Source organism: Comamonas testosteroni ATCC 11996, assembly GCF_000241525.1.
GTDB classification, from domain to species: domain Bacteria; phylum Pseudomonadota; class Gammaproteobacteria; order Burkholderiales; family Burkholderiaceae_C; genus Comamonas; species Comamonas testosteroni.
The window spans coordinates 238,137-263,400 of record NZ_AHIL01000002.1 but is presented as its reverse complement, the minus strand read 5'-3'; the positions used below and the strand labels follow the sequence as shown (position 1 = coordinate 263,400).

The following is a 25,264-nucleotide window of genomic DNA, read 5'->3' as shown; positions in this document are numbered from 1 at the left end:
TGGACAGACACTATAAGCCGTTGCCTCCACCTTCGCAGCCGGAGATGCAGCGGCATCAGGAGGTGGTACAGGGGTTTGTGCCATCTCCCTCGCCTCGCTCAAGGCTGCACCTGTGGCAGATCGCCGCTGGCCTGACGCACTTCCCACTCGGCATCCAGCATGTCCTTGACCAGCTCCAGGTGCTCCAGCCTGTGCTCGGTAATCGAGCCCAGCGCATCGATCAGCTCCAGGATCGTACCCTTGCCCAGCTTGTAGGCGTCTTGTGCCATCTGGTGCAGCGGCGCGATCTGCGCCAGCCCTTCCTTCTCGTAGTCGCGCACGGCCGTTCGGCGCAGCGACAGCTGCTGCAGGGCACGCTGCAATTCGGACTGAGCGGCAAGCACGACCGCATCACGGCGCAGCTCGGCCTGATCGGCCTCGACCTTGGCGCGCTCGATGGGGCCCTGGCGGCGGTCGAAAAGCGGGATTTCCACGCTCACACCCACCTGGTTGAAACTGCCATCCACGCTGTTGCGAATGCGGGCCAGACCAAAGGATGGCGTGGGCAATGCTTCACGCTGCTCCAGCTTGATTTTCTGGCGCGACCTGTCGAGCTCGGCCTGCGCGGCACGCAGACTCGGCAACTGGGTCTGCGCCTGGTTCCACAGCTGCTCGTAGCTGGCTGCCTTGCGAATGTCAGTGGCCTGCAGGCTGCCTTCCACACGTACCTGCCATTGCGGCAAGGCCGCAATGCTGGCCACACGTGACGCTGCATCCCGCAAGGCGGCCTGAGCCTTGCTGACCTGCATGCTCATCTGTGCCTGTTGCAGGTTAAGGCGCGCGCCGTCATAACGGCTGCGCGTGCCTGCTTCGATCTGGCCCTTGACGATGTTGCCTGCCTTCTCCAGCTCATCACGGGCAGCCAACCACACCTGATAGCGCTGCTGTGCCACCAGCAGCTCATTGAAGGCATGGGCTGCATCGCTCATGGTGACGGCGACTGCGACATCGGCATTGGCCGCAGCGGCCTTCTCGCCCAGCCTGGCGTTCTCGATGCGCATGCCGCGCTGGCCGAAGATGGGGATGGCCTGCTCCACACCCCATTCCTTTTCGCCGCGCTTGCTGGAGTAGTGCATGGCGGGATTGGGTATGGTGGCAGCCGTCTTGCTGTCGGCCTTGGCCAGATCCAGCTGCATGCGATCAGCCGCCAGATTGGGCTGGTTCTGCACGACGATGCGCAGATATTCCTGCAAGGTCACAGGCTGTGCAGGGGCCGCCATACGGCCCGCTGCAGCATTGCTGTATGCGGCTGCATCCATAGTCTCGGCAGCATGGCCCATGCCGCTGAAAGCACCGCAGCACAGTGCAGCGGCCATGGCCAGAGAGTGCCACTTATTCATCTTGAGCGCTTTCATCACGTTCTTCCTGCGTCAACATGTTCTTGGGGCCCAGCAAGGCATACAGCACGGGCAGCAGCACCAGTGCCACCAGTGGCAGCACCACCATGCCGCCGACGATGACCGAGGCAAAGGGGCGCTGGGTTTCGCTACCCACGCCGGTAGACAGAGCCATGGGCAGCAGGCCCAGCAGCGCCAGCAAAGCCACCAAAATGATGGAACGCATGCGCTCGGCTGCACCTTCGATCAGCGCCTGCATCAAGGGCATGCCCTGACGGCGCAAATCCTCGACCGCAGAGACCACCAGCAAGCCCGCCAGGGCCACCTGACCCAGCAAGGCGATAAAGCCGATGGCCGCGCTGATGGACAGCTCGATGTGTGCCAGATGCAAAGCTGCGATGCCGCCCACCATGGCGAACGGCGCGCACAGCAGGATGATGCCGGCGCTGCGGGCCTGGCCCAGCGCGCCAAACAGCAGGGCATAGACGATGACCAGAGACAGCGGCACCACCACCTTCAGGCGTGCAGCCGCACGCTGCTGGTTCTCCCACTCGCCGCCCCAGACGGCCTGGTAGCCTTCGGGCAGCTTCACGTTCTGCTTGAAGGTGGCCAGCGTGTCCTTCACCACCGAGCCGATATCCCGGCCTTCCACGTTGAATTTGAGCGCCATGTAGCGCGCATTGCCTTCGCGGAAGATGGAGGAGTTGCCGATCTTCATGCTGACCGTACCGACCGATCCCAGGGGGACCGAACCACCATCGGGCAGCGGTATGGCGATGTTGCGAATGCGCTCCTCGTCCATGCGGTCCACATAGGGCAGACGCACGCGCACCGGCACGGGGAACTCGCCCTCCCACAAAGTGGTGGCCACATTGCCTGCCAGGGCCACTTCCAGCGTCTTTTGCGCGTCTTCCATGGCAATGCCCTGGCGCGCCAGTGCCTGGCGATCGAACTGCACATGCACCTGGGGTGCCGGAGCATCGCGATACAGATCCAGGTCAACCACGCCATCGATGCCTTTCACCAGCGACTTGGTCTGCTGAAGAATGCCGCGCAGGGTGGGAATATCGGGGCCGAACAGCTTGAGCACGACCTGGCCGCGCGCGCCCGATGTGGACTCTTCCACGCTGTCGCGAATAGGCTGCGCGAAGTTGAAGGCCACGCCGGGAATTTCACCCAGCGTCGCACGCATTTCCTCGATCAGCGCAGGCTTGGTCAGGCCCTTGCGCCAATCGCCGTGGGGCTTGAGGCGCACCAGCACCTTGGCCAGATTGAGCGTCTCGTTGTCGGTGCCCGATTCGGGACGTCCCTGCTCCGTGGTGACGGTAATCACCTCGGGGAAGACCTTGAGGCGCAGACGCACATCGCGCAGCACTTCCTGGCCTTTTTCCAGCGAGATGGAAGCCGGCATCTGCACCAGCACATAGGCATCGCCCTCATCGAGCTCGGGCAGGAACTCGGTGCCCAGCCATTTGGCTGAAACCCCGGCCACCACCAGCACGCTCACGAACACGGCAATCACGGCCGTGCGACGCTTGGCTGCGCCCAGCACCTTGGCGATCCAGTGCTGGTAGCCGTGGTGCGCGCGGTCGAAGATCTTGGGCTCTTCCACCATCACATGCTTGGGCTTGAGCATCAGGGCGCACAGCGCAGGCACCAGTCCCATGGCAAACACCAGCGCGCCCAGCAGGGCAAAGCTGTAGGTCATGGCCAGCGGGCGGAAGATGCGGCCTTCGATGCTCTGCAGCGAGAACACGGGAATCAGCGCCGCAATCACGATGGCCATGGCGAACAAGGTGGGCTTGGCCACGGCAACGGCCGAATCCACAATGATGTGGCGCATGTCATTGGCCGTCTGCGGCTTGCGCTGGCGTGCATTGCGGATGATGTTCTCGGCCAGCACCACGGCACCGTCCACCATGATGCCGAAGTCGATGGCTCCCATGGAGATCAGATTGGCGGGCATGCCCAGCCAGTGCAAGCCGATGAAGGCCACCAGCAGCGACAGCGGAATCACGGTGGCCACGATCAGCGAGCCACGCAGGCTGCGCAGGAACAGCCACAGCACGGCCACAATCAGCGTGGCACCGAACAGCAGGTTGTGCTGCACGGTCTTGAGCGTGTGGCCCACCAGATCGGAGCGGTCATAGTTGGTGACCATGTGCATGCCTTCAGGCAGGCCGCCGCTGTTGAGCTCCTCGACCTTGGCATGAATGTCATCGAGCACGATGGAGGGGTTGGCGCCGCGCTTGAGCAGCACAATGCCCTGCACCACATCGTTCTGGTCGTCCATGCCCACCGAGCCCTGACGCGGCGTATGCGACTGCGCGACACGCGCCACGTCACCGATGGTCACGGGAGCCTTGCCACGCATGGCAACGACCACATCCTGAATCTCCTGCGGATTGCGCAACAGGCCGATACCGCGAATGATGAAGGACTGCTCGCCGCGGCGCATCAGGCCACCGCCAACATTGCGGTTGGACTTGGACAGCGCATCGCTCACATCGTCCAGCGACAGGCCCAGGCTGTAGAGCTTCTCGGGATCGACTTCAACGTGGAACTCCTTGACGAAGCCGCCAATGCTCACCACATCGGCCACGCCCTGCACCTGCTTGAGCACGCGCACCACATGCCATTCCTGCTCGGTGCGCAGCTGCGCCAGGGTGTGCCTGTCGCTTTGCAGGCGATAGTAGAAAATCTTGCCCAGCGGGGTGTAGTCGGGCGCCATTTCAGGCGTCACGCCGTTGGGCAGATCTGCCTGCGGCAGACGCTGCGAAACCTCGGCACGCGCAGTGAAGCTTTTCGCGTCGTCGTTGAAGACCAGGTTGATCATGGAGAGACCGAAATAGCTCTCCGAACGCAGCGATATCAGACCCGGCGTGCCGTTGAGTTCACGCTCCAGCGGCTGCGTGATCTGGCGCTCCACTTCCTCAGGAGCCAGGCCAGGAGCCTGGGTGATCACGCCGACCTGCACATTGGTCACGTCAGGGTAGGCTTCGATGGCCGTCTGCAGATAGGCGTAGACGCCATAGATGGCAATCGCCAGCGTGGCGCACAGCGCCAGCAGTCGGCGATGGACGACAAATGCAATAAATGAACGCAGCATGGTTCAGACTCCTGCCGGGACTACAGCAGCTGACTGGCCGCGCCGTCGAGCAGCAGGCCACCACGCACCACGATCTTCTCACCGACCTTGAGGCCGCTGATCACCGGCACCATGCCGCGCGATGGACGCCCGAGCGTCACTACGCGAGCTTCGAACTGGTTGTTCTCATGCTGTACATAGACCACGCTGCGGCTCTCATCCTTGATAAGCACGGCAGTGACGGGAATCAGCATCTCCTGCAGATTCGACAACTGCACGCCCACCTTGGCCTGCATGCCGGGACGCAGCACCGGGTTCTGTTCGCTCAGCTCCACCACCACGGCAGCGCGGCGCGACTCCTTGTCCAGCGTCGCCCCCAGATGACGGACCGTGCCCTTGATCGGCTTGGGCAGCTGCGGTACCTCGACCTGTACGGAACTGCCCAGACGAATGCCAGGCAGATCGGACTCGAATACCTCTGCGACCACATTCATGGCTTGGGGGTCGCCAATCATGAACAGCGCCGCTCCTGGCTCGGCAGCGGTACCCACCACGGCCTTGCGCTCGGCCACGATGCCGGCGCGCGGTGCGCGCAGCTCGATCCGATCGCCGCCACCAGAGCCCAGCAGCGCTGCCGTGCCCTGTGCACGGCCCAACTCCTGCGAGGTTTCACGCAGCTTGGCCTGCGCGGCACGCAGATCGACTTCCACGCCCACGCCCTTGTCCACCATGGTCTGCTGGCGCTGGGCTTCCACCACAGCCACGTCGTGTGCGGTCTTGGCCGCAGCCACGTCATAGCGGGTGCGCAGTGCATCGGGGCTGACCAGCGTCGCCAGCAAATCACCGGCCTTGACCATATCGCCCACATGCGCATTGACAGCCACGACACGCGCCGATAGCGGCACTGCGACCGAAGCCACACGATCCTCGACAAACGCCACATGCGCAGGAGCCCAGGCCATCTGCACCCCTTGCGGATCGGCCACGGGCGCGATCTCCAGCATCTTCACGGATTCTGGCTTGACCTGAATAAAGCCTTTGGGCAGCTGCGCAACCGGCTTCTTCGCTTCCTCGGTGGCCTTGGAGGCATCACAGCCACCCAACAGACCCGCCACGGCAATGGCCGCAGCCACCACCGGCAGTCTTGCCCATGTCCAGTTTGGTAAATGTGCCGCTCCCGGCAGTCCCACAAGGCTTTTGTTCATCGTTCACCCTTTTCCATGACTGGCAAGTGACGAGCTGGTCCGCGGCCTCACTTGCAGTGATGCCACCATGCTAGGAACAGCCCCCAGCGGCGTGGATGACACACGCATTACGGTTTGGTAAGACCAGACACGGACTGAAACAGGGCCGCAGAGCAGGCCAGGCCCCGCTGATGGCCTGACACCAGGAAATCAGCCTTCAGACAGGCTGCATTGCCCGTTTTTCAGGCAAATCACGCATACCTTCTGCAACTTGCTCAAAAAACAGGCATTTCTCATGTATTTTTTCATACATGAGTACCAAAAGCATCATCATTTCATGGCCAAGGGCCGAAGCATGCCTTGTCTCTGAATTTCAGGGAAAACACAATCAAACCTTTGATAGTCAATGAATATCTACTATCAAAAGGTGAGCTTTAAAGTTATCCACGCGGTGGATAGATTTCGCCCTTCTCCTCCTTTGCCTCCAGATTTCAACAGAAACCGGCGCTCTTGCATACAAACCAGTGCGACGAGCATTGCCGGTGGGTAATCTTGCGCCTTCAGCCACCCCAGCGGGCTTTCATCAAACTTGTGGATAAATTTGCTTTTTCACCACTGGCAAGAGCGAAGATAGCCATGAACAACCTTACCCACAGCACTTGAAAACCATGGCATTTCTGCAAAATTACAGCAAAGTCGCAATCTAGAAAAATCTTTTTGTTCATAAAAATTTAACAACCATATCCACAGGGATTGATACATGGTTGTCTCCAGGATATGTACAGGCCAATCTTCAACCCATTCTGTGGATAAGTTTCTTGGTAACTGCACTCGGCAGAATCCACAACTACAATGAACAAGTCATATACAAGTAGTGGAAAAGTTCTGCCCACCGACTCCCTCGGATACAGCTGTAGAACATACAAACTCCCCTGATTTGTATGCCGTATTGCATAAGAAATTCAATCTTATTTAATACATATCTCTGTACGAATACTTATAAGTCGCAAAAGCACAGCGTCTTTGCGTCTCGAAAAACGCTGAAATGCATGAAAAAAAGTGGGCTGAAGAGGCCCTGAATTCCTTTGATGCCGTGGTCGGGGCCATGCCGGGATTTCGCAGTCGTGATGGACAGCGAAAAATGGCGGCCCAGATCGCGCAAACGCTGAGCCAGGCCCAGCTCGGAAAAATCGATGAAGACGAGCCGGAACCGCGTCGTGCCATCGCTGTCGTGCAGGCTGGAACCGGAGTCGGAAAATCGCTGGCCTACAGCATTCCGGCCATCCGCATGGCGCTGTCGCGCGGCACGCGCGTGCTGATCTCCACAGCCACGGTGGCGCTGCAGGAACAGCTGGTGAACAAGGATTTGCCGGCCCTGGCGCAAAAGCTGGACCAGCCTTTCAAATTCGCGCTGGCCAAGGGGCGCGGCCGCTTTGTCTGCAAACTCAAGCTGGAACGTCTGGCGAGCACGGGGGAAGCACAGGACGAGATGGACGACCTGTTTGGCGATGAGCAGGGTCAGACCAAGTTCAGTCGTCCTCAGCATGAACTGCAGGCCCGCATGCAGTTCTACAAATCCATGGCCGATGCGCTGGCCACGGAGGCCTGGAACGGCGACCGCGATTCGCTGGAGACCCCGCCCGAAGCCGAGGCCTGGAGTCCCGTGGCTGCCGAGTCCTCTTCATGCACCGGAAAGCACTGCCCGGCCTTCGGCAACTGCGTCTATTACGAGCGCCGCAAAGACCTGGTGGCAGCGCAAGTCATTGTCGCCAATCATGATTTGCTGCTTTCATCGCTGGGCTCCAAGCTGCTGCCCGAGCTGGACAATTGCCTGCTGGTGCTCGATGAAGCCCACCACCTGCCCTCCACGGCTCTGGACCAGTTTGCCGGCGAGATGGATCTGAGCCGCCTGGGCTGGATCGACAAGCTGGCCAGCCGTGCGCTGCGCGTGAACCAGGTCGCCGAAGTGGAGGAACTGGCCGACGTGCCCAAGCATGCGGGTCAGCTGCGCCAGCAGATGCAGGAGCTGGCGCGACTGGTCATGGAGCACTACGGAGAGACGCTCAAATCGCAAAAAGACAGCTATGGGCCAGCCAGGGTACGGGCACCCCGCGGAATGCTGCCAGAGGCCCTTCTGGAGCCTCTGGGACAGATTGCGCACCATGCCGACGGCTTTCTGGATGCGCTGCGTGCCGTCTCCAAGGCCCTGCGTGCCGAAATCAAGGAACAACCCGAGCAAGCACAGCGCCTGTCCACCGTCTATGCGCAGGTAGGAGCCCTGGCTCCCAGGCTGGAAGCCATTTTCAACACCACGCAATTGCTGCTGCAGAACAACGAGAGCGACGGCGACGGCAAGATGGTGCCCCATGCCAAGTGGTTCACGCTGGAGATGGACGGCGAGTTCATCGTGGTCAAGGCCCATGCCAGCCCCATACAGCCCGGCTCCACACTGCGCCAGCATCTGTGGTCGCAGGTGCGCGGCGCGGTACTGACATCCGCCACGCTGACCAGCTGCGGCCATTTCGACTTCTTTTTGCGTGAGGCGGGGCTGGCCAATGACGCCTCTGTCACCACGCTGGAAGTGCCAAGTCCCTTCGACTATGCGCGCCAGGGCACGCTGGTGGCCCGTGAAACGGTCTCAGACCCGCGCGAAGCCGCACGCTTTACCGAGGAGATGGTAGAGGCCCTGCTGAACGATCTGAGCCGCATAGAGGCCGGCGCACTGGTCTTGTTCACATCCCGCGAGCAGATGCGCCAGGCCGTGGATGCGCTTTCCACCAGCATGCGCAACCAGGTGCTGGTGCAGACCGCCCTGCCCCGCCAGACACTGCTGGCACGCCACCGCGAGGCCGTGGCGATGGGTGAGCCCTCCATCATCTTCGGCATGCAGTCCTTTGGCGAAGGACTGGACCTGCCCGGAGCACTCTGCGAGTCCCTGTTCATCACCAAGCTGCCTTTTGCTCCGCCTGACGACCCCGTTGGCGAAGCCAGAGCCGAATGGCTGCGCAGCAGCGGCCGCAACCCCTTCAACGAGCTGGTGGTGCCGGCCACGGCCATTCGCCTGGCGCAGTGGGTAGGCCGCGCTATCCGGACCGAGGAAGACCAGGCCCATGTGTACTGCTATGACCGTCGCCTGACGGGCACCAGCTACGGCCAGCTGCTGATCAAGGGCCTGCCGCCGTTCACGCTGCAAAAGCGCCCTGTTTCAATGCCTTGAAGTCCTGAGCGAAGCGCGCCTTTCACACTGCTGATCCAAGGCCGTTTCGCTGCTCTTTTGCGTCATTCCTGAGGCAGGTTTTCAGAGCTCCAGGCCTTCGCCGCATGGCTCTTTTCTGCACTGCTGCCGCGCCCTTCCTGCGCACGTTCACTCAGTCCCGGCGCACTCCGCGCATTTGTAATTTTTCTAACACTTGCCGGGACTGCGAGCAGCATCTGCAGCGATGCGACGCACTGCGCGGCAAGCCCATTCCCATGCAAGACGCGATACCCGATACGCCTGCGATCCGGCCCTTTCCTCTTGGACGGCCTCCATGGCGGGTGCCCAGCTCGAGCATTGACGCCTGCTGCAATGCCTTTGCACCTGCCTGGATGCCAACCGTATCCGGCCCAGTCCTGGTTCGGACTCCATGAAGTAGTCAAAAAATCCTTTGAAAACAATTATCTACGGATCATTGAATTTTTTTGAATGAATAACAAGCCATCAGCCGCTGGCATCGGCTGCATGCATGCGTGGCAAGTTTCCCCCAGCTGTTCATAACATTCTGTGGATAACAAGCGCTTCACAGTCTCTGCCACTGGAATTTATCCCCAGCTCGGATCTTTGAGGAGGCGCATCTTACGCCAATTTTTCGAGATCTGGCGCGTCAATTTTCATCAAGGGCTTTTTTTCTGAACTTCCCTCTGAAGCAAAGGGATTGAAGCGGCTGAACACGCGCAGTTCCAGCTTCCTCCAGCCCCTGTCCGGGAGTTTGCCTTCAGTTGTTCTTTAGAAGTTTTATAAAAATATAGTCGTAGTAGTAAGACTTGGCATCTGCTGTTGATAACTTCAAAAAAACAAGACAAATCAAGTCTCTTGCTCGATGACAAACATGGAGACAAACGAGGGTCGCTGCTGTCCTCCGTTCATGAACAACTTCGCCGATCTCTTGATTTTTGTGGAAAACCCAAGAGTTGGTATCTTGTTATCCACAGAAATTCATTTCTTCCTTGATAAGCATTAAATTCTATGAGTACGTTGCTATATAAGCATAGTTAGCTATGTTTTTTATAGTGAACAACTGATGTAAGCATGCTTGGGCACATTGGATGTCAGAGGTGTGGTGAAACAAGAACCTCCTGAACTCGATCTGATCGGCCGGTTTTTTTATCCAGGCCCTCTCAGATTGCTGTGTACACTTCGGCCAAAGTTGTTATTTCTAGTCTTATCTTTTTACTTAGTAGTAATAGTAAGTAGTCCACTTAATTGTTGATAAGTAATTAAGTTCATTTAAAATCAACAACTTGCACTTCTTGAAAGTCTGTGCCCTTACATGGGCTGCCGATGTCCTTGATTTGGGAACAACTTTCCAGAAGCTTGCCTGTCTGTGGAGAACTGAAAATTTCCTTGGCTTTTATCACCATGTTTATTCACAGGTCACGCAAATGCTGCAAAGCATGAAAAAAGCCGCCCGTTGGGCGGCCTGGTCGACCCGGATCGCGCTGGCCCGGGAATTCAGAAGTGGCGTGCGTATCGCAGCTGAAGAAAGTTCTCTCCCGGATTGGGGCGCTTGATGCCTGCATTGGACTGATGCTCGAAGCGCAGGCTGATCTCGTTTTTCAGTTGCTCGCCAAACAGGTAGCCGATGCCTATATGGCTGGCAAAGTTGTAGCGGGTCGAAAATTCCTTGTGATCGGTGATGAAGCGGTGGTTGATGGCATAGCTCACGCCCAGGCCGGCTTGCAGGAACCAGGGAGACTGGCCTTGAGAGGGGCGCCAGCGCAATGTGGGTTGTGCACCCAGAACCCAGGTTGAACGATTGCCGCCCTGATAGTCGGCCGACCAACGGCTGACAGAGAGATCCCAGTAACCCGTCATCCGTCCCGAGCCAAGGGCGTAGCTCCAGTTCCAGGGGAGGATGACGCCGCCCGTCCAGCTGTCGGTGCTGTGCTCCGCCGAGCCGTACTGCAGATAGATAGCTGTTGTCGATGATTGCGCAGGCTGTGCATGAAGCATGGGGCTTGCCAGGCTGATCAGCGTCGGGACTACAAGATTTGTTGTCAATTGCAGTTTTTTCATGTCAATTGCCATCTAAATGTTTTGAATATGGTCGCGACATCGATGCTTGGGTATTGCCTGGATTTCGCTCCCTCTGTGGATATGAATCTAGAAGCTTGTGAATAAATGTTCTGTCGGCAAGCGCTTGCGTTGGTAGTCAGCCAATTGATATCGAAATGAAAAAAGCCCCCGGTCATGACGACCGGGGGCTTTTATGGAGAGGGCGATTGAGCTCGGCTTACTTTGCCGCAGGGGCAGGAGCTGCGGGACGCTCCTGGCCGGGCTTGCCGCCATGGTGGCCGTGATGACGCTCACCACGCTGGTGATGCATGTGCAGGGTGGCCGCATCGAAGGTCTTTTTCTGCTCGGCATTGAGCTGGGCGTAGAAGGCCTTGGTGGCTTCGGCACGACGGTCCATCTCGGCCATGCGCTTGCCGCGCATTTCACGCATCTTGTCGATGCGCTCTGGCGTGGTCAGCTTGGCAAAGGCTTCGCGGTCGCCGGGGGCAGGGCGTTCACCGGGCTTCATGGCCTGGGTGTAGGTGGTCCAGGCCGCTTGCTGCGCAGGCGTCAGCTTCAGATCGGCCTTGAGTTTTTCCATGCGCTGCTTCATATGCTCCATGCGGTCGCCACGCTTGTCACCACGCTGGTGCTGGTGCGGCTCGGGCGCTTTTTGAGCGACTGCGGGTTGCTCGGCAGGGGCGGAGGTCTGGGCAAAGCTGGGCAGGCTCAGCGAGGCGAGCAGGGCGGTTGCAACAGCGGCGCCGGTCAGTGTCTGGCGAAAGCGGGTCATGTCTGTTTCCTTTTCGGTTGAAGTGGAAGAAGTGGCCGCCTGGTCTTGCTCCTGAATGGGCATTCGGTAGCGGATGACTGAAGTGTGGCCCCCCCATGTTTCTGAGACGTGAGGTTTTGCAGCCGCTCTGTAAAGATTTGATAAGTTTGAGTGGCTGCGACTGCGCAACAATGCATGCATGGGCTGCATTGGCGGCCGATTTTTTTCCGCGAGATCCAGCTGCAGGAGCTGGCGACGATTGAAGGTTTAGCAAAGGTTTTTGATGTTCAAGAACATGATTGTTTATCGCATTGCCGAGAGCTGGCAGGGCGATCTGCAGCAGCTCGAAGATGCGCTGCAAAAGACGGTGTTTGAGGAGTGCGGCGCGACCCAGGAGCGCTCCGTGGGCTGGGTGCCGCCGCGAGGCGAGGCCCATGGCCCGCTGGCGGAAAGCGTGGCCGGCCAGTGGGTGATGCGCTTCATGAGCGAGTCCAAGATGCTGCCGGCCAGCGTGCTCAACCGCAAGGTCAACGAGAAGGCCGAGCACATCGAAAAGACGGAGGGTCGCAAGCCCGGCAAGAAGGAAAAGAAGGAGCTCAAGGACGAGGCCAAGCTGGACCTGCTGCCCATGGCCTTCACCAAGCAGGGCAGCATGTGGGTCTGGATCGATGCGCAGGCGCGCACGCTGGTGCTCGATACCAGTGCACAAGGCCGTGCCGACGAGATCGTGACGCTGCTGGTCGAAGGCCTGCCGGGCTTTGCGGTGGCGTTGCTGGACACGCAGACCAGTCCGCAGGCCGCCATGGCGCACTGGCTGATGACGCAGGAGCCGCCCGCAGGTTTTTCCATCGACCGCGAGTGCGAGCTCAAGGCCGCCGATGAGTCCAAAGCCGTGGTGCGCTATGCGCGCCACCCGCTCGATATCGACGAGGTGCGCCAGCATATCGAGCATGGCAAGCTGCCGACCAAGCTGGCCATGACCTGGGATGACCGCGTGAGCTTTGTGCTCAGCGAAGGTCTGCAGATCAAGAAGATCGCGCTGCTCGATGCGGTGATGGATGGCCAGTCCCAGGATGATGGCGGTTTCGATACCGATGTGACGATTGCCACGGGCGAGCTCTCGCGCCTGATTCCCGACCTGATCGAGGCGCTGGGCGGGGAGGGGCGCACGGGTCTGGGCGACGGCCTGCCTGCATCGCTGTCGTCGGCGCCTGCGGCAGAAACTCTGCCCGTGCGTCTGGCACAAGGGCGCAGCCAGGGAACGGTCACCGGGCCGGCCACGGCGCCCGCCGATACGGCCCCGGAAGAGGCGCCGTTCTGATGCTATGAATGATGTAGCTTCTTACGCATGTAAATAAAGGATTTCAGTATTCATTGATGCTGAAATCAATGGCTAGCAAGCGCAAGAAGCTATCAAAAAAAGGCCTGCCAGATGTCTCCGGCAGGCCTTTTTCATGGGCGCTTCAGGCGCCCGGAAACGCGGTATCAGACGCGCTCGAAAATCGCGGCAATACCCTGTCCGCCGCCGATGCACATGGTCACCAGCGCATAGCGGCCGCCAGTGCGCTGCAGCTCATACAGGGCCTTGGTGGTGATGATGGCGCCGGTCGCACCCACGGGGTGGCCCAGGGAGATGCCGGAGCCGTTGGGGTTGACCTTGGCAGGGTCCAGAGCCAGCTCCTGAATCACGGCGCAGGCCTGGGCGGCGAAGGCTTCGTTGGCTTCGATCACGTCCATCTGTTCGATCTTCAGACCAGTGCGTGCCAGCACCTTCTGCGTGGCGGGGACCGGGCCGATGCCCATGTATGCGGGCTCGACGCCAGCGTGGGCGTAGCCGACCAGGCGGGCAATGGGCTTGGCGCCGGAAGACTTCAGCGCCTGCTCGCTCATCATCAGCACGGCAGCCGCGCCATCGTTGATGCCGGAGGCGTTGCCGGCGGTGACCGTGCCGCCTTCCTTCTTGAACGCGGGCTTCATGCCGGCCAGGGTGTCCAGCGTGGTGGCGGCGCGCACGTGTTCGTCGGTGTCGAACAGCACCACGCCCTTGCGGCTGGCAATTTCCACGGGAACGATCTGCTCCTTGAAGCGGCCGGCCTCGATGGCGGCAGCGGCGCGCTGCTGGCTGATGACGGCCAGCTCGTCCTGCATCACGCGGCTGATCTTGTAGCGCTCGGCCACGTTTTCAGCAGTGATGCCCATATGCATTTTTTGCCAGGGGTCGTGCAGGATGCCCAGCATGTAGTCGATGCTCTTGGCATCGCCCATGCGTGCGCCCCAGCGCGCGGACATGTCGAAGTAGGGGCCGCGGCTCATGGATTCGGAGCCGGCGCCAATGGCCACTTCGCAGTCGCCCAGCGCAATCGATTGCGCTGCCGAGACGATGGCCTGCAGGCCAGAGCCGCACAGGCGGTTGACGTTGAAGGCAGGGGTTTCAATGGGGCAGCCGGCGTCCACCGCAGCCACGCGGGACAGGTAGGCGTCGCGCGTGTCGGTGGGGATGACGTTGCCCATCACCACATGACCCACGGTGTCGGCAGCGATGCCGGCACGCGCGATGGCGGCCTTGACCACGGTGGTGGCCAGCTGTGCGTTGGGAACGTCCTTGAGGCTGCCGCCAAAAGTGCCGATGGCCGTGCGCGCGGCGCTGACAACGAAGATGTCTCTGGTGCTCATGGTTTGTCTCCTGCATCGCGTCGGCAATGCTTGTGCTTGAATGATTTGAAAAGATGAATGAGAGCAACCGCATTCATCGCACAGAGTATTCTGCAGTATTTGCTGCAGTGCAACATGTCTCGTTGTTGACGCTGCCCTGCGTGGGCGGCGATGGTTTCACGTGAAACCCGCAAGCCGCCTCAGGCCGCAGCCCTGCGCCGGCTTCTCGGAGTGGGGGCCGTGGGCTCGTGATGGGTCGGCGTCAGGTCGGTGTCCGCGCTGGCCAGGTCGTCGAGGATGGGGCAGTCAGGCCTGTCATCGCCGTGGCAGCAATGCACCAGAGTCTGCAGCGTGCGCTGCATGGACTGCATGGCGGCGATGCGCTCGGTCAGAGTGGCAATGTGCTTTTGCGCGATGGCCTTGACCTGGCTGCTGGCACGGCCCTGGTCCTGCCACAGGCCGAGCAGGGTGGCGATCTCGTCCATGGAAAAGCCCAGATCGCGCCCGCGACGGATGAAGCGCAGAGCATGCACATCGGCTTCGGTGTACTGGCGATAGCCGCTGTCGGTACGGTGCACGGGTGGCAGCAGGCCCAGTGACTCGTAGTGACGCACCATGCGCGCAGAAACCCCGGCGCGGCGTGCGGCCTCGCCGATGACGACAGGCCAGTTCTGAGCGATTTTTTGTGTCGGTGGGTGGTTGGGCATGGCTAGTCCTGAAAAAACGCGCCAGCAGCCTTCTTATGGCTTGCATGGGGTGCTGGCGCGGTGGGAGAGGCTGCGCTCAGGCTACCTTGTAGCCCTCTTCGGCAATGGCGGCTGCCACGGCTTCGCGGCTGGCGCCGGTTTCGACTTCCACGCGGTTGGCTGTGCGGTCGATCTTGATCTGTGCCTGGGCATCGACGCCCTGGATGGCATTGGTGACGGCGCGTTCGCAGTGGCCGCAGGTCATGCCTTGAACTTCAAAAACTTGTTGCATGGATGGCTCCTTCAGAAAGTGAGTCGGCCGGACTGGCGGACTCCATGTCTTGAATGGTCAACCCTAACATCATGGCAAGGTCAAGCCTTTGACAAGACATGAAGCCGGCAGGGTTGATAAGCCGCAAAGACTGCCGATAAGAACTTGTCATATTGCACATCGCCATGGCTTGGGCATCGCAGTCACGGGTTTTTCTCGGTGTCGGTGACAATCTGAAACAATTTGCAAGTTCTGGCCCGACAATGCCAGTCGTTCAAAGTGGAGAGAGATTCATGAGTCTGTTGGAAATGATGCGGGGCTTCACCATCCGCACGCGCATGATGGGCGCCATTGGTGTGGTGATGGTGTTGCTGGGCTTGCTGGGGGGCGCCGGGATGTTGGGCATGTTCCGCATCCAGGACATGAGCCAGGAGTTTCTGAGCAACGCCTTTGTCAAATCGGGCCATATGGCGCAGCTGCGCACCGAGCTGGGTGGCATCCGTTCCAGCGAGAAGGACATGGTCATCCAGTACGAAAAGCCCGAAGAGGTGCGCAAGGCCTATCAGCAATGGGTCATGTTCATCGACAAATCCAAGGTGACATTGGGCAAGTTTGTGACCGACCAGAATGCACAGGACGCACAGCTGACCAAGAGCATCATTGGGCATATCGACGCTTATCGAAAGCTCTTCGAGCCTGTGGCGCGCCAGCTGGAGGCCGGTGGCTATGATTCGGCCACCACGGCCAACCGCATGAGCGGCAAGGCTCTGGCCGAAGTCATGGAGGCCGACAAGCTGCTGGCGCAGCTGGACAAGCTGCTGCGCCAGCAGGCCGACGCACTGGCTGCGGCCGAGCGCGACGTGGCCGACCAGACACGCTGGATGTTTGTGGTGGCCGTGATCCTGGCGCTGGTGGTGGTGATTCCGCTGACTTTGCTGAACATGCTGTCCATCTGCCGTCCGCTTGAAGTGGCCCGTCAGATGGCACTGACGATTGCTGGCGGCGATCTGTCGCACAAGGTCGAGGTCAGCGGCAAGGATGAGCTGACGGATCTGCAGCGTGCGCTGGACCAGATGCAGCAGTCGCTGGGCACCACGGTGGCCCAGGTGCGCGATGCCAGCGGCAATATCGCCACGGCCAGCCAGGAAATTGCCACGGGCAACCAGGATCTGTCGGCCCGCACCGAACAGACGGCCAGCAATCTGCAGGAAACCGTCGCGTCGCTGGCTCAGCTGACGGCCACGGTGCAGCAGACCGCATCGTCTTCGCAACTGGCCAACCAGCTGGCGGCCTCGGCCTCTTCGACGGCCGTGCAGGGCGGCCAGATCGTCGGCCAGGCCGTCAACAGCATGCAGGAAATTTCGGCCTCCAGCCGCAAGATCGGCGACATCATCGGTCTGATTGATTCCATTGCTTTCCAGACCAATATCCTGGCGCTGAATGCCGCCGTGGAAGCGGCCCGTGCCGGCGAGCAAGGCCGTGGTTTTGCCGTGGTGGCGGCCGAGGTTCGCAGCCTGGCCCAGCGCTCGGCCCAGGCTGCCAACGAGATCAAGTCGCTGATCAACACCAGCGTGCAGACCGTGGATGTGGGCGCGCGCCAGGTGGAGAGCGCAGGCAAGGCCATGCAGGAGACCGTGGACAGCGCACAACGTGTGGGCGACATCATTGGCGAGATTACAGCGGCGTCCAGCGAGCAGTCGCTGGGCATCAGCCAGGTCAACCAGGCCGTGGGCGATATCGACCGCATGACCCAGCAGAATGCGGCACTGGTGGAAGAGTCTGCCGCCGCCGCAGAATCGCTGCGCGAGCAGGCGGCGCGACTGGCACAGCTGGTCAGCCAGTTCAAGCTGGCCGGCGGCGCGCTGCATGCCGCACAGCGCAGCCCCAGAACTGCCGCCCATCCCGGTATGGCGCCTGCCCAGGTGGCCTCTGCCCAGGTGGCTTTGCCGGGCCAGAAGCAGCAGTTGCTCGAACAGGCCTGATCCTCGGGCGGAGCACGCCCACAAAAAAGCCCGGTTGCTGCGCTGCACCGGGCTTTTTTCTTTCGTTCAACAGCTGCTGGCGCAAGCGGTGACGGGGCCTGCAGCCCGCTCGTGCTTACTGGCTGGCGAGCGCAGGGTAGTCGGTATAGCCGTCGGCCCCGCCGCCGTAGAAGCGTTCGCTGTTCCAGGCATTGAGCGGCAGATCGTCGCGCAGACGGTGCACCAGATCGGGGTTGGAGATATAGGCCTTGCCGAAGGCCACGACATCGGCATAGCCGCTTTCCACCGCACGCGTCGCCAGCTGGCGGTCATAGCCGTTGTTGACCATCCAGACTCCCTTGCCGCCCGCTGAGCGATAGGCCTGCTTGAGTGCCTGGTAGTCGAAGGGGCGATCCGCGAGTTCGCGCGGGCCGCCAGTTGCGCCTTCGATCACATGGATATAGGACAGGCCCAGCGGCGCGAGCTGGCGCACCAGATATTCAAACAGTGCCTGCGGGTTTTCGTCCACGATGTCGTTGGCTGGTGTGACCGGAGAGATGCGGATGCCGAACCTGCCGGCACCGATGGCATCGGCCACAGCGCGCACGCATTCCAGCACCAGGCGGGCCCGGTTTTCGATGCTGCCGCCGTAGTCGTCGCTGCGCTGGTTGGTGCCGGTCTTGAGGAATTGATCGAGCAGATAGCCGTTGGCTGCATGCAGCTCCACGCCATCGAAGCCCGCCGAATGCACGGCCTCGCGCGCTGCGGTGGCGAAGCTGTGAACAATGCCCGGCAGCTCCTTCTGCTCGAGTGCGCGCGGCGCCGAGGTGGCGACAAACTGGCCTTGTCCCGTCTCGCGGTCGATCACAAAAGTCTTGGAGCGGGCCGTCAGCGCCGACGGCGCGACCGGCGCCTGCAGGTCGGGCTGCAGCACGTTGTGGGAGATGCGGCCCACATGCCAGAGCTGGGTGACGATGCGCCCGCCCTTGGCATGCACGGCATCGGTGACTTTCTTCCAGGCCTGCAGTTGCTCTTGGCCGTACAGACCGGGTACGTCGGCATAGCCCTGTCCCTGGTGGCTGATGGCCGTGCCTTCGCTGATCAGCAGGCCGGCAGAGGCGCGCTGGACATAGTAGGTTTGCATCAGCGGCGTGGGTACCGCGTCGGGAGCGCGGTTGCGCGTCAGCGGTGCCATGGCAATGCGGTTGGGCAGGCGCAGGCTGCCCGCTTCAATCGGGTCGAACAATGAGGTCATGCAGAACTCCAGATGAAAAAAGCTCGGTGGGTACCGAGCTCCTAGAACGTGTTTACGATCTCCTCGCGCCGCGACAGAGGCTTTGCGGGATGGGATGCAAGGGGGCGGCCCCCCGCGCGCGATACCGCAGCAATAGCTGTGCTATTGCGAGGATTCGCAACGCCGCAGACCGCCCGCAAAGACACTGTCCCGAAGGGTTGGAGCGAAATCGGGCGATTTCTGTGCGCTGTCTCTTGCTTGCACCCCGGTGCAAGCGGCGAGCCATCGCTTCGAACTCATCCCGATTGCGCTCCAACGCGGCTGCGTAGAGATCGTAAATACGTTCTCAGTTTGCATGGGTGTCAAAAGACTTACTTCAGCAAGCCTTCTGCCTTCATGGCGGCCTGTACTGCGGGGCGCGCCAGAATGCGCTCGCGGTAGGCCTGGATGTGCTCGAGCTCGGAGATGTCCAGGCCCACAAACTGGGCCCAGCCCGTGACCGTGAAGAAGTAGGCATCGGCCACGGTGAACTGGTCGCCCATCAGATAGGTCTTGTTGGCGAGTTGCTCGTTGACCCAGGCCAGGCGCTTGAGCACGCTGGCGCGTGCCAGGGGCTTGTAATCCTCTGGCGTTGCAGGATTGAACAAGGGGCCGAAGCCCTTGTGCACCTCGGTGCTGATGAAGTTCAGCCATTCCTGCAGGTGGTAGCGGGCCACCGTGCCGTTGGCGGGCGCCAGGTTTTTCTCGGGGGCCAGGTCGGCCAGGTATTGAACAATGGCCGGGCCTTCGTGCAAGGTGTCGCCGTTGTCCAGCACCAGAAAAGGCACATAGCCCAGAGGATTGATGCCGTAGTAATCCGTTCCGTCCTGGAGCTTGTGGCTCTTGGTGCTGACCATCACAGTTTCATGCTGCAGGTCTGCTTCATGCAGCACGATGTGCGGAGACAGGGAGCAGGCGCCGGGGCTGTAGTAAAGCTTCATGGTGAGTGGCTCTCTATGCAATGAAAAGACAAGTGCCCATGCTAAACCGGTTGCATGTCATATGCATATGCAGCCGACAGCAAGTAGTCCGTATCCGTGGGGGATTGCTCAGCCCAGGCGCCCTGCAGCCCACAGCACCTGCTGCACCAGTGCCTCCATGCCTTGCTGGTTCTGGGCGCGCAGCAGATGACCCTGGGCATCGAAAGCCTCGCCCGCCTGGCTCACGGCATGGCTGCGCGGTGCCACCCAGCATTCCAGGTTCAATAGCAGCGCAGCGAGGTGTGACTGCGCTCTCAGGCCTCCAAGACCGCCAGGCGAGGCACTGGCCATGCCGACGACCTTGTTGCGAAACGGCAGGACGCCATCGGACCACTTCGCATCGCCCTTGACCGGGCTGGAGGCCCAGTCGATCGCGTTCTTGAGCAGGGCAGGGTAGCTGCCGTTGTACTCGGGGCTGCAGACAATCCAGGCAGCATGGCTGTGCATGGCCTGCTTGAGGCGAATGACATCGGCTGGAGTTCCCTGCGCTTCGAGGTCGGCGTTGTAGAGGGGGATGTCGTAGTCCGACAGCTCCAGCAGGCTGGGCTCTGCGCCTTGCTGCCGGGCGATGGAGGCGGCCACCTTGGCCAGTTTGCGGTTGTACGAGTCTTGGCGGGTGCTGCCCGCAAAAATGAGGATTTGCATGCAGGCATTGCAGCACAGAGCGATTGCACTTTTCATGCGTAGGCAGGGTGATCAGGGCAAACATCTAGGCCGTAGCTCTGGCTGCCATGTTTCACGTGAAACCCCCCTGGCAAGGCATTGTTGCGCCAATGGTGGGAAAATTGCAGGTTCCCCGCAGGGCTGGACATGGCGCGAAAACATGTCCGCCTGCCATGAGAGCCGAGGCATGGTTGCTTCGTGCAGGGGCAAGGGCCGGGCTTGGCCCGGAGCAGAAATATGTTGTACCCACAGGAATTTGACGTGATCGTGGTCGGTGGCGGTCACGCCGGCACCGAGGCTGCGTTGGCCGCTGCGCGCATGGGCAGCAAGACATTGCTGCTGACCCACAATATCGAAACCCTGGGGCAGATGAGCTGTAACCCCAGCATCGGCGGCATCGGCAAGGGCCACCTGGTCAAGGAGGTCGATGCCCTGGGCGGAGCCATGGCCCTGGCGACCGACAAGGGCGGCATCCAGTTCCGCATTCTGAACAGCTCCAAGGGACCGGCCGTGCGTGCCACGCGCGCCCAGGCCGACCGCATTCTGTACAAGGCCGCGATTCGCGAGATGCTGGAAAACCAGCCCAATCTCTGGCTCTTCCAGCAGGCCGTGGATGATCTGATGGTGGAGGGCGACCGCGTGGTCGGTGCCGTCACCCAGGTGGGTCTCAAGTTCCGCAGCCGTACCGTGGTGCTGACGGCGGGCACCTTCCTCGACGGCAAGATCCACGTGGGCCTGAACAACTATGCAGCAGGCCGTGCGGGCGATCCCCCCGCTGTGAGCCTGTCGGCACGCCTGAAGGAGCTCCAGCTGCCGCAGGGGCGCCTGAAGACCGGCACGCCCCCGCGCATCGACGGCCGCAGCATCGACTTCAGCCAGTGCGAGGAGCAACCCGGCGACGGCATGCCAGGCGGCGTCAACGAGGGCGAAGTGCCCGTGTTCAGCTTCATGGGCAACCGTGCCATGCATCCCCGCCAGATGCCTTGCTGGATCACGCACACCAATGCGCGCACGCACGAGATCATTCGCAGCGGCTTTGACCGCAGTCCCATGTTCACCGGCAAGATCGAGGGCGTGGGTCCGCGTTACTGCCCCAGCGTGGAAGACAAGATCAACCGTTTTGCGGACAAGGAAAGCCACCAGATCTTTCTGGAGCCCGAAGGCCTGACCACGCACGAGTTCTACCCCAACGGGATCTCCACCAGCCTGCCGTTCGACATTCAGTACGAACTGGTGCGCAGCATGAAGGGGCTGGAGAACGCCCATATCCTGCGCCCAGGCTATGCCATCGAGTACGACTACTTCGATCCGCGCTCGCTCAAGAGCAGCTTCGAGACCAAGCAGATCCAGGGTCTGTTCTTCGCGGGCCAGATCAATGGCACGACCGGCTATGAAGAGGCGGCCGCTCAGGGTCTGTTCGCGGGCCTGAACGCAGCGCTGCAGTGCCGTGGCGAAGGCCCCTGGATGCCGCGTCGCGACGAGGCCTATCTGGGCGTGCTGGTCGACGATCTGATCACCAAGGGCGTGACCGAGCCCTATCGCATGTTCACCAGCCGCGCCGAGTTCCGCCTGCAGATGCGCGAAGACAATGCCGATATGCGCCTGACCGAAGCGGGTCGCCAGATGGGTCTGGTCGATGATGCGCGCTGGGACTCCTTCAGCCGCAAGCGCGATGCTGTTTCACGTGAAACAGAGCGCCTCAAGTCCACCTGGGTGAACCCGCGTGTCGTGGCTGCGGAAGAATCCGAGCGCGTGCTGGGCAAGGCCATGGAGCGCGAATACAACCTGTTCGACCTGCTGCGTCGCCCGGGTGTGGACTACGACAAGCTCATGGGCATGAACGAGGGCAAGTACGCCAGTGCCGATGTGCAGCCCGAGGCGCTGGGCGAACTCAGCGCCCCGGTGATCGAGCAGGTGGAGATTGCCGCCAAGTACTCTGGCTATATCGATCGTCAGAAGGATGAGGTGGAGCGTGCCGCGCATTTCGAGCGCCTGCGTCTGCCGCTGGAGTTTGACTATATGCAGGTGGCGGCACTGTCCTTCGAGGTGCGCCAGAAGCTGCAAAAGCACAGACCCGAAACCCTGGGTCAGGCTTCGCGTATTTCGGGGGTGACGCCTGCTGCCATCTCGCTGCTCATGGTGCATCTGAAAAAAGGCGGCTTCAAGGGCTTTGCCAATCAGAACGAAGAGGCTTCCGCATGAGCCAGGTTTTGCGTACTCAGCTGGAGCAGGGCGTTCAGGCACTGAAGCTGGATCTGGCCCCGGCCCAGATCGATCTGCTGATGTCCTTCATGGATCTGCTGCAGAAGTGGAACAAGGTCTACAACCTGACGTCGGTGCGTGATCCCCAGGAGATGCTGACGCATCACCTGCTCGACAGCCTGGCTGCCGTGCCCGCTTTGCTGCGACATGTGAGCAGCCTGCCGCTGGAAGAGGGCAAGCGTCTGCCGCTGCTGGACGTGGGCTCCGGCGGTGGTCTGCCTGGTGTGGTGTTTGCCATCTGCTGCCCGCAGATCGATGTGAACTGTGTGGATACCGTGGGCAAGAAGGCCGCTTTCATCCAGCAGGTGGCTGCATCCTTGCGCCTGCCCAATCTGCGCGGCATTCATGACCGGGTGGAAAACCTCAAGACCCAGTACCCGGTCATCAGCTGCCGCGCCTTTGCGTCCCTGGTGGACTTCACGACCTGGTCGCGCAAGGCTCTGGCCGAGGGCGGAATCTGGTTTGCCATGAAGGGCAAGCACCCCGATGAGGAAATTGCTGCGCTGCCTGCCGACGTGAAGGTGTTTCACGTGGAACCTTTGGCCGTGCCCGGCCTTGATGCCGAGCGCTGCGTGATCTGGTTGAAAATCAAGTAACCCCCTGAGCGGCTTTGCCGCTTCCCCCTGGAAGGGGGCGGCGCCTTCTCGCCGCAGGGCCGCGGGGCCGCCTGGGCCGCCTGGGCCTTTGCTCGGTGTCCTCGACCTGGGCCGGCATGTCGAAGTCGCTGGCCACGGCGGAAACCGTTTTTTTTACACACCGTATCGGACAACATCTGCGCAATGCAGATGCGCCGGTCATGGCCCTCGCATAAACTTGCTGTTTTCCATCGCGCAGGGTTTGAATGTTTGGCATCTCTGATTACGGCGCTTTTGCAGCCGCCGTTACCGTTTTCTTGCTGATCCCCGGGCCAGGCAATCTGGCCTTGATTACCTCCACGGGCAAGGGCGGATGGAGAGCGGGCCTTGCATGCTGCCTGGGCGTGATGGCTGCCGACCAGGTGCTGATGTGGCTGGCCGTGGCCGGTGTGGCGGCGGTGCTGGCCGCCTATCCCGCGGCCTTCCATGCCGTGCAATGGGTGGGGGCGGCCTATCTGGCCTGGCTGGGCTACAAGCTGCTTACGGCCAGGCCCGGCGATGCACCAGCCATTGAAATCCAGCCGCGCCAGTATTTCCGTCAGGGTGCTCTGATCACTCTGATGAACCCCAAGGCCATCGTGTTCTACATGGCGTTCTTTCCCATGTTCGTAGACCCTGCCAATCACCAGGGCGCCGTCACCTTTGGCGTGATGGCTGCCACGGTGGCGGCAATTACCTTTATCTACAGCGTCATCGTGGTGACGCTGACCACGGTGTTGGCAGAGCGTCTGCGTGCCAATCCGGCCGTGGTGAAGTGGCTGGAAAAAACAGCCGGTGTGTTTCTGATCGGTTTTGGCCTCAAGCTGGCCGCCAACTAAAAGAGAAGTTCAATGGCCAAAATTTTCTGCGTTGCCAATCAAAAGGGTGGAGTGGGCAAGACCACGACCACGGTCAATCTTGCCGCCGGTCTGGCCAAGGTCGGCCAGCGTGTGTTGCTGATCGACCTGGACCCGCAGGGCAATGCCACCATGGGCTCCGGCGTGGACAAGCGCGCGCTGGAGTTGACGGTCTACGACGTGCTGCTGGAAAACGCCAGCATCAAGGAAGTGGCCCAGAAGTCCGAGCAGGTCGGCTATGACGTGCTGGGCGCCAACCGCGAGCTGTCGGGCGCCGAGATCGAGCTGGTCTCGCTGGAGCGCCGCAACGAGCGTCTCAAGACCGCTCTGCAGGCCGTGGCCGCCGACTATGACTTTGTGCTGATCGACTGCCCGCCTTCGCTGTCCATGCTGACATTGAACGGTCTGTGCTCGGCTCATGGCGTGATCGTGCCCATGCAGTGCGAGTACTTTGCACTGGAAGGCCTGACCGATCTGGTCAACACCATCAAGCAGGTGCATGCGAACATGAATCCCGACCTGCAGATCATCGGTCTGCTGCGCGTGATGTTCGATCCGCGCACCACGCTGCAGCAGCAGGTCAGCGACCAGCTTAAGGAGCATTTCGGCGACAAGGTGTTCGATACCGTGATCCCGCGCAATGTGCGCCTGGCCGAAGCCCCCAGCTACGGCCTGCCGGGCGTGGTGTTCGACGCCTCGGCCAAGGGCAGCAAGGCCTTTGTCGAGTTCGCCGAAGAGATGGTGCGCCGTATCAAGAAAATGTGAGTGTTTCACGTGAAACAGCTCCCCGTCTCCTATTTAGCCATCGCCAATGGTCATGACCTCTGAAGCACTGAACCCGCAGCATGTCTGGCTGCTGCCCGGCTGGCAGAACTCCGACCCCGGCCACTGGCAAAGTCTGTGGCAGGAGCAGTACGGCTACCAACGGCTGGAGCAGCACAGCTGGCAGCATCCGCTGCGTGGTGACTGGAGCATTCGCTTGCAGGAAACCGTGCTCGACGCTCCTGCTCCCGTCACTCTGGTGGCGCACAGCCTGGGCTGCGTGCTGGTGGCCTGGTGGGCGGCACATTCTCAAGTAGCCAGGAGCAAGGTGCGCGGTGCGTTGCTGGTGGCCCCCGGCGACACCGAGCAGGAGAGTCTGCGTGGCGTCCTGCCGGGCTGGTCGCCCGTGCTGCTGCAAAAGCTGCCCTTCCCGTCGATACTGGTGGGCAGCGAGAACGACCCCAACTGCTCTGTAGCACGCGCACAGGCCATGGCACAGGGCTGGGGCAGCCGCTTCGTGAATGCGGGTGCCGCAGGCCATATCAACACGGCCAGCGGACTGGGACTGTGGGAAGCCGGGCATGAGCTGCTGCTCTCCCTTTAAAGAAA

At 61.1% G+C, this 25,264-nt stretch carries 20 protein-coding genes; 8 read left to right on the top strand and 12 right to left on the bottom strand.

What is annotated here, in order from left to right:
• Positions 1-98: 98 nt before the first annotated feature.
• From CTATCC11996_RS01160 to CTATCC11996_RS25665, 4 genes are all read right to left on the bottom strand, one after another.
• The gene (locus tag CTATCC11996_RS01160) at positions 99-1,394 is read right to left on the bottom strand and encodes a TolC family protein (RefSeq protein WP_003072110.1); all 1,296 of its coding nucleotides are present in this window, start codon (positions 1,392-1,394) and stop codon (positions 99-101) included.
• Positions 1,372-4,485 (bottom strand): efflux RND transporter permease subunit, encoded by a 3,114-nt coding sequence (locus tag CTATCC11996_RS01155; protein WP_003072108.1) that lies wholly within the window; start codon positions 4,483-4,485, stop codon positions 1,372-1,374. The genes CTATCC11996_RS01160 and CTATCC11996_RS01155 overlap by 23 nt, the downstream gene beginning before the upstream one ends.
• 20 nt (positions 4,486-4,505) lie before the next feature.
• Positions 4,506-5,669 carry an efflux RND transporter periplasmic adaptor subunit gene (locus CTATCC11996_RS01150; protein ID WP_034347924.1) on the bottom strand — a complete coding sequence of 388 codons (1,164 nt, stop codon included), beginning with the start codon at positions 5,667-5,669 and terminating at the stop codon, positions 4,506-4,508.
• 539 nt (positions 5,670-6,208) lie between these two features.
• Complete coding sequence (locus CTATCC11996_RS25665) at positions 6,209-6,373, bottom strand: hypothetical protein (protein WP_172590523.1); 165 nt, start codon at positions 6,371-6,373, stop codon at positions 6,209-6,211.
• 320 nt (positions 6,374-6,693) lie between these two features.
• On the opposite strand from CTATCC11996_RS25665, the gene dinG reads away from it, so the two are divergent.
• Entirely contained in the window at positions 6,694-8,865 is a 2,172-nt protein-coding gene (gene dinG, locus CTATCC11996_RS01145; RefSeq protein ID WP_003072106.1) for an ATP-dependent DNA helicase DinG, read from the top strand.
• 1,494 nt (positions 8,866-10,359) lie between these two features.
• On the opposite strand, the gene CTATCC11996_RS01140 is transcribed toward dinG, so the two are convergent.
• Both CTATCC11996_RS01140 and CTATCC11996_RS01135 read right to left on the bottom strand, forming a co-directional pair.
• Positions 10,360-10,923: an acyloxyacyl hydrolase gene (locus tag CTATCC11996_RS01140; RefSeq protein WP_003072104.1), complete on the bottom strand. Its 564-nt coding sequence runs from the start codon at positions 10,921-10,923 to the stop codon at positions 10,360-10,362.
• A 217-nt stretch (positions 10,924-11,140) separates the two neighbouring features.
• A complete protein-coding gene (locus tag CTATCC11996_RS01135; protein ID WP_003072102.1) occupies positions 11,141-11,695 on the bottom strand; it encodes a Spy/CpxP family protein refolding chaperone in 555 nt (184 codons plus the stop codon).
• A 262-nt stretch (positions 11,696-11,957) separates the two neighbouring features.
• Between CTATCC11996_RS01135 and CTATCC11996_RS01130 the strand changes: the two genes are divergently transcribed.
• Entirely contained in the window at positions 11,958-12,995 is a 1,038-nt protein-coding gene (locus CTATCC11996_RS01130; RefSeq protein WP_003072101.1) for a recombination-associated protein RdgC, read from the top strand.
• A 164-nt stretch (positions 12,996-13,159) separates the two neighbouring features.
• Here CTATCC11996_RS01130 and CTATCC11996_RS01125 read toward each other — a convergent pair whose 3' ends face one another.
• The 3 genes from CTATCC11996_RS01125 to CTATCC11996_RS01115 all read right to left on the bottom strand — a co-directional run bounded on the left by CTATCC11996_RS01125 (position 13,160) and on the right by CTATCC11996_RS01115 (position 15,304).
• Positions 13,160-14,347: an acetyl-CoA C-acyltransferase family protein gene (locus tag CTATCC11996_RS01125; protein ID WP_003072098.1), complete on the bottom strand. Its 1,188-nt coding sequence runs from the start codon at positions 14,345-14,347 to the stop codon at positions 13,160-13,162.
• 179 nt (positions 14,348-14,526) lie between these two features.
• Complete coding sequence (cueR, locus tag CTATCC11996_RS01120; protein ID WP_003072094.1) at positions 14,527-15,033, bottom strand: Cu(I)-responsive transcriptional regulator; 507 nt, start codon at positions 15,031-15,033, stop codon at positions 14,527-14,529.
• A 76-nt stretch (positions 15,034-15,109) separates the two neighbouring features.
• On the bottom strand, positions 15,110-15,304 hold the full coding sequence (locus CTATCC11996_RS01115) for a heavy-metal-associated domain-containing protein (RefSeq protein WP_003072092.1): 195 nt from the start codon (positions 15,302-15,304) through the stop codon (positions 15,110-15,112).
• A 272-nt stretch (positions 15,305-15,576) separates the two neighbouring features.
• Between CTATCC11996_RS01115 and CTATCC11996_RS01110 the strand changes: the two genes are divergently transcribed.
• Complete coding sequence (locus tag CTATCC11996_RS01110; RefSeq protein WP_003072090.1) at positions 15,577-17,265, top strand: methyl-accepting chemotaxis protein; 1,689 nt, start codon at positions 15,577-15,579, stop codon at positions 17,263-17,265.
• Positions 17,266-17,380: 115 nt separating this feature from the next.
• Here CTATCC11996_RS01110 and CTATCC11996_RS01105 read toward each other — a convergent pair whose 3' ends face one another.
• The 3 genes from CTATCC11996_RS01105 to CTATCC11996_RS01095 form a co-directional block, all read right to left on the bottom strand.
• A complete protein-coding gene (locus CTATCC11996_RS01105; RefSeq protein ID WP_003072088.1) occupies positions 17,381-18,499 on the bottom strand; it encodes an alkene reductase in 1,119 nt (372 codons plus the stop codon).
• Positions 18,500-18,849: 350 nt separating this feature from the next.
• Entirely contained in the window at positions 18,850-19,458 is a 609-nt protein-coding gene (gstA, locus tag CTATCC11996_RS01100) for a glutathione transferase GstA (protein WP_003072084.1), read from the bottom strand.
• Between the two features lie 108 nt (positions 19,459-19,566).
• Positions 19,567-20,142 carry an NADPH-dependent FMN reductase gene (locus CTATCC11996_RS01095; RefSeq protein WP_003072082.1) on the bottom strand — a complete coding sequence of 192 codons (576 nt, stop codon included), beginning with the start codon at positions 20,140-20,142 and terminating at the stop codon, positions 19,567-19,569.
• Positions 20,143-20,397: 255 nt separating this feature from the next.
• On the opposite strand from CTATCC11996_RS01095, the gene mnmG reads away from it, so the two are divergent.
• The 5 genes from mnmG to CTATCC11996_RS01070 all read left to right on the top strand — a co-directional run bounded on the left by mnmG (position 20,398) and on the right by CTATCC11996_RS01070 (position 25,259).
• Positions 20,398-22,362, top strand: a complete 1,965-nt coding sequence (mnmG, locus tag CTATCC11996_RS01090) for a tRNA uridine-5-carboxymethylaminomethyl(34) synthesis enzyme MnmG (RefSeq protein WP_003072079.1) — start codon at positions 20,398-20,400, stop codon at positions 22,360-22,362.
• Positions 22,359-23,018: a 16S rRNA (guanine(527)-N(7))-methyltransferase RsmG gene (rsmG, locus tag CTATCC11996_RS01085; protein ID WP_003072077.1), complete on the top strand. Its 660-nt coding sequence runs from the start codon at positions 22,359-22,361 to the stop codon at positions 23,016-23,018. Before mnmG ends, rsmG begins: the two co-directional genes overlap by 4 nt.
• Before the next feature lie 245 nt (positions 23,019-23,263).
• Positions 23,264-23,875 carry a LysE family translocator gene (locus CTATCC11996_RS01080; protein ID WP_003072075.1) on the top strand — a complete coding sequence of 204 codons (612 nt, stop codon included), beginning with the start codon at positions 23,264-23,266 and terminating at the stop codon, positions 23,873-23,875.
• A gap of 12 nt (positions 23,876-23,887) precedes the next feature.
• Complete coding sequence (locus CTATCC11996_RS01075; RefSeq protein ID WP_003072073.1) at positions 23,888-24,658, top strand: ParA family protein; 771 nt, start codon at positions 23,888-23,890, stop codon at positions 24,656-24,658.
• Positions 24,659-24,710: 52 nt separating this feature from the next.
• Positions 24,711-25,259 (top strand): RBBP9/YdeN family alpha/beta hydrolase, encoded by a 549-nt coding sequence (locus CTATCC11996_RS01070; RefSeq protein WP_034348022.1) that lies wholly within the window; start codon positions 24,711-24,713, stop codon positions 25,257-25,259.
• Positions 25,260-25,264: the final 5 nt, after the last annotated feature.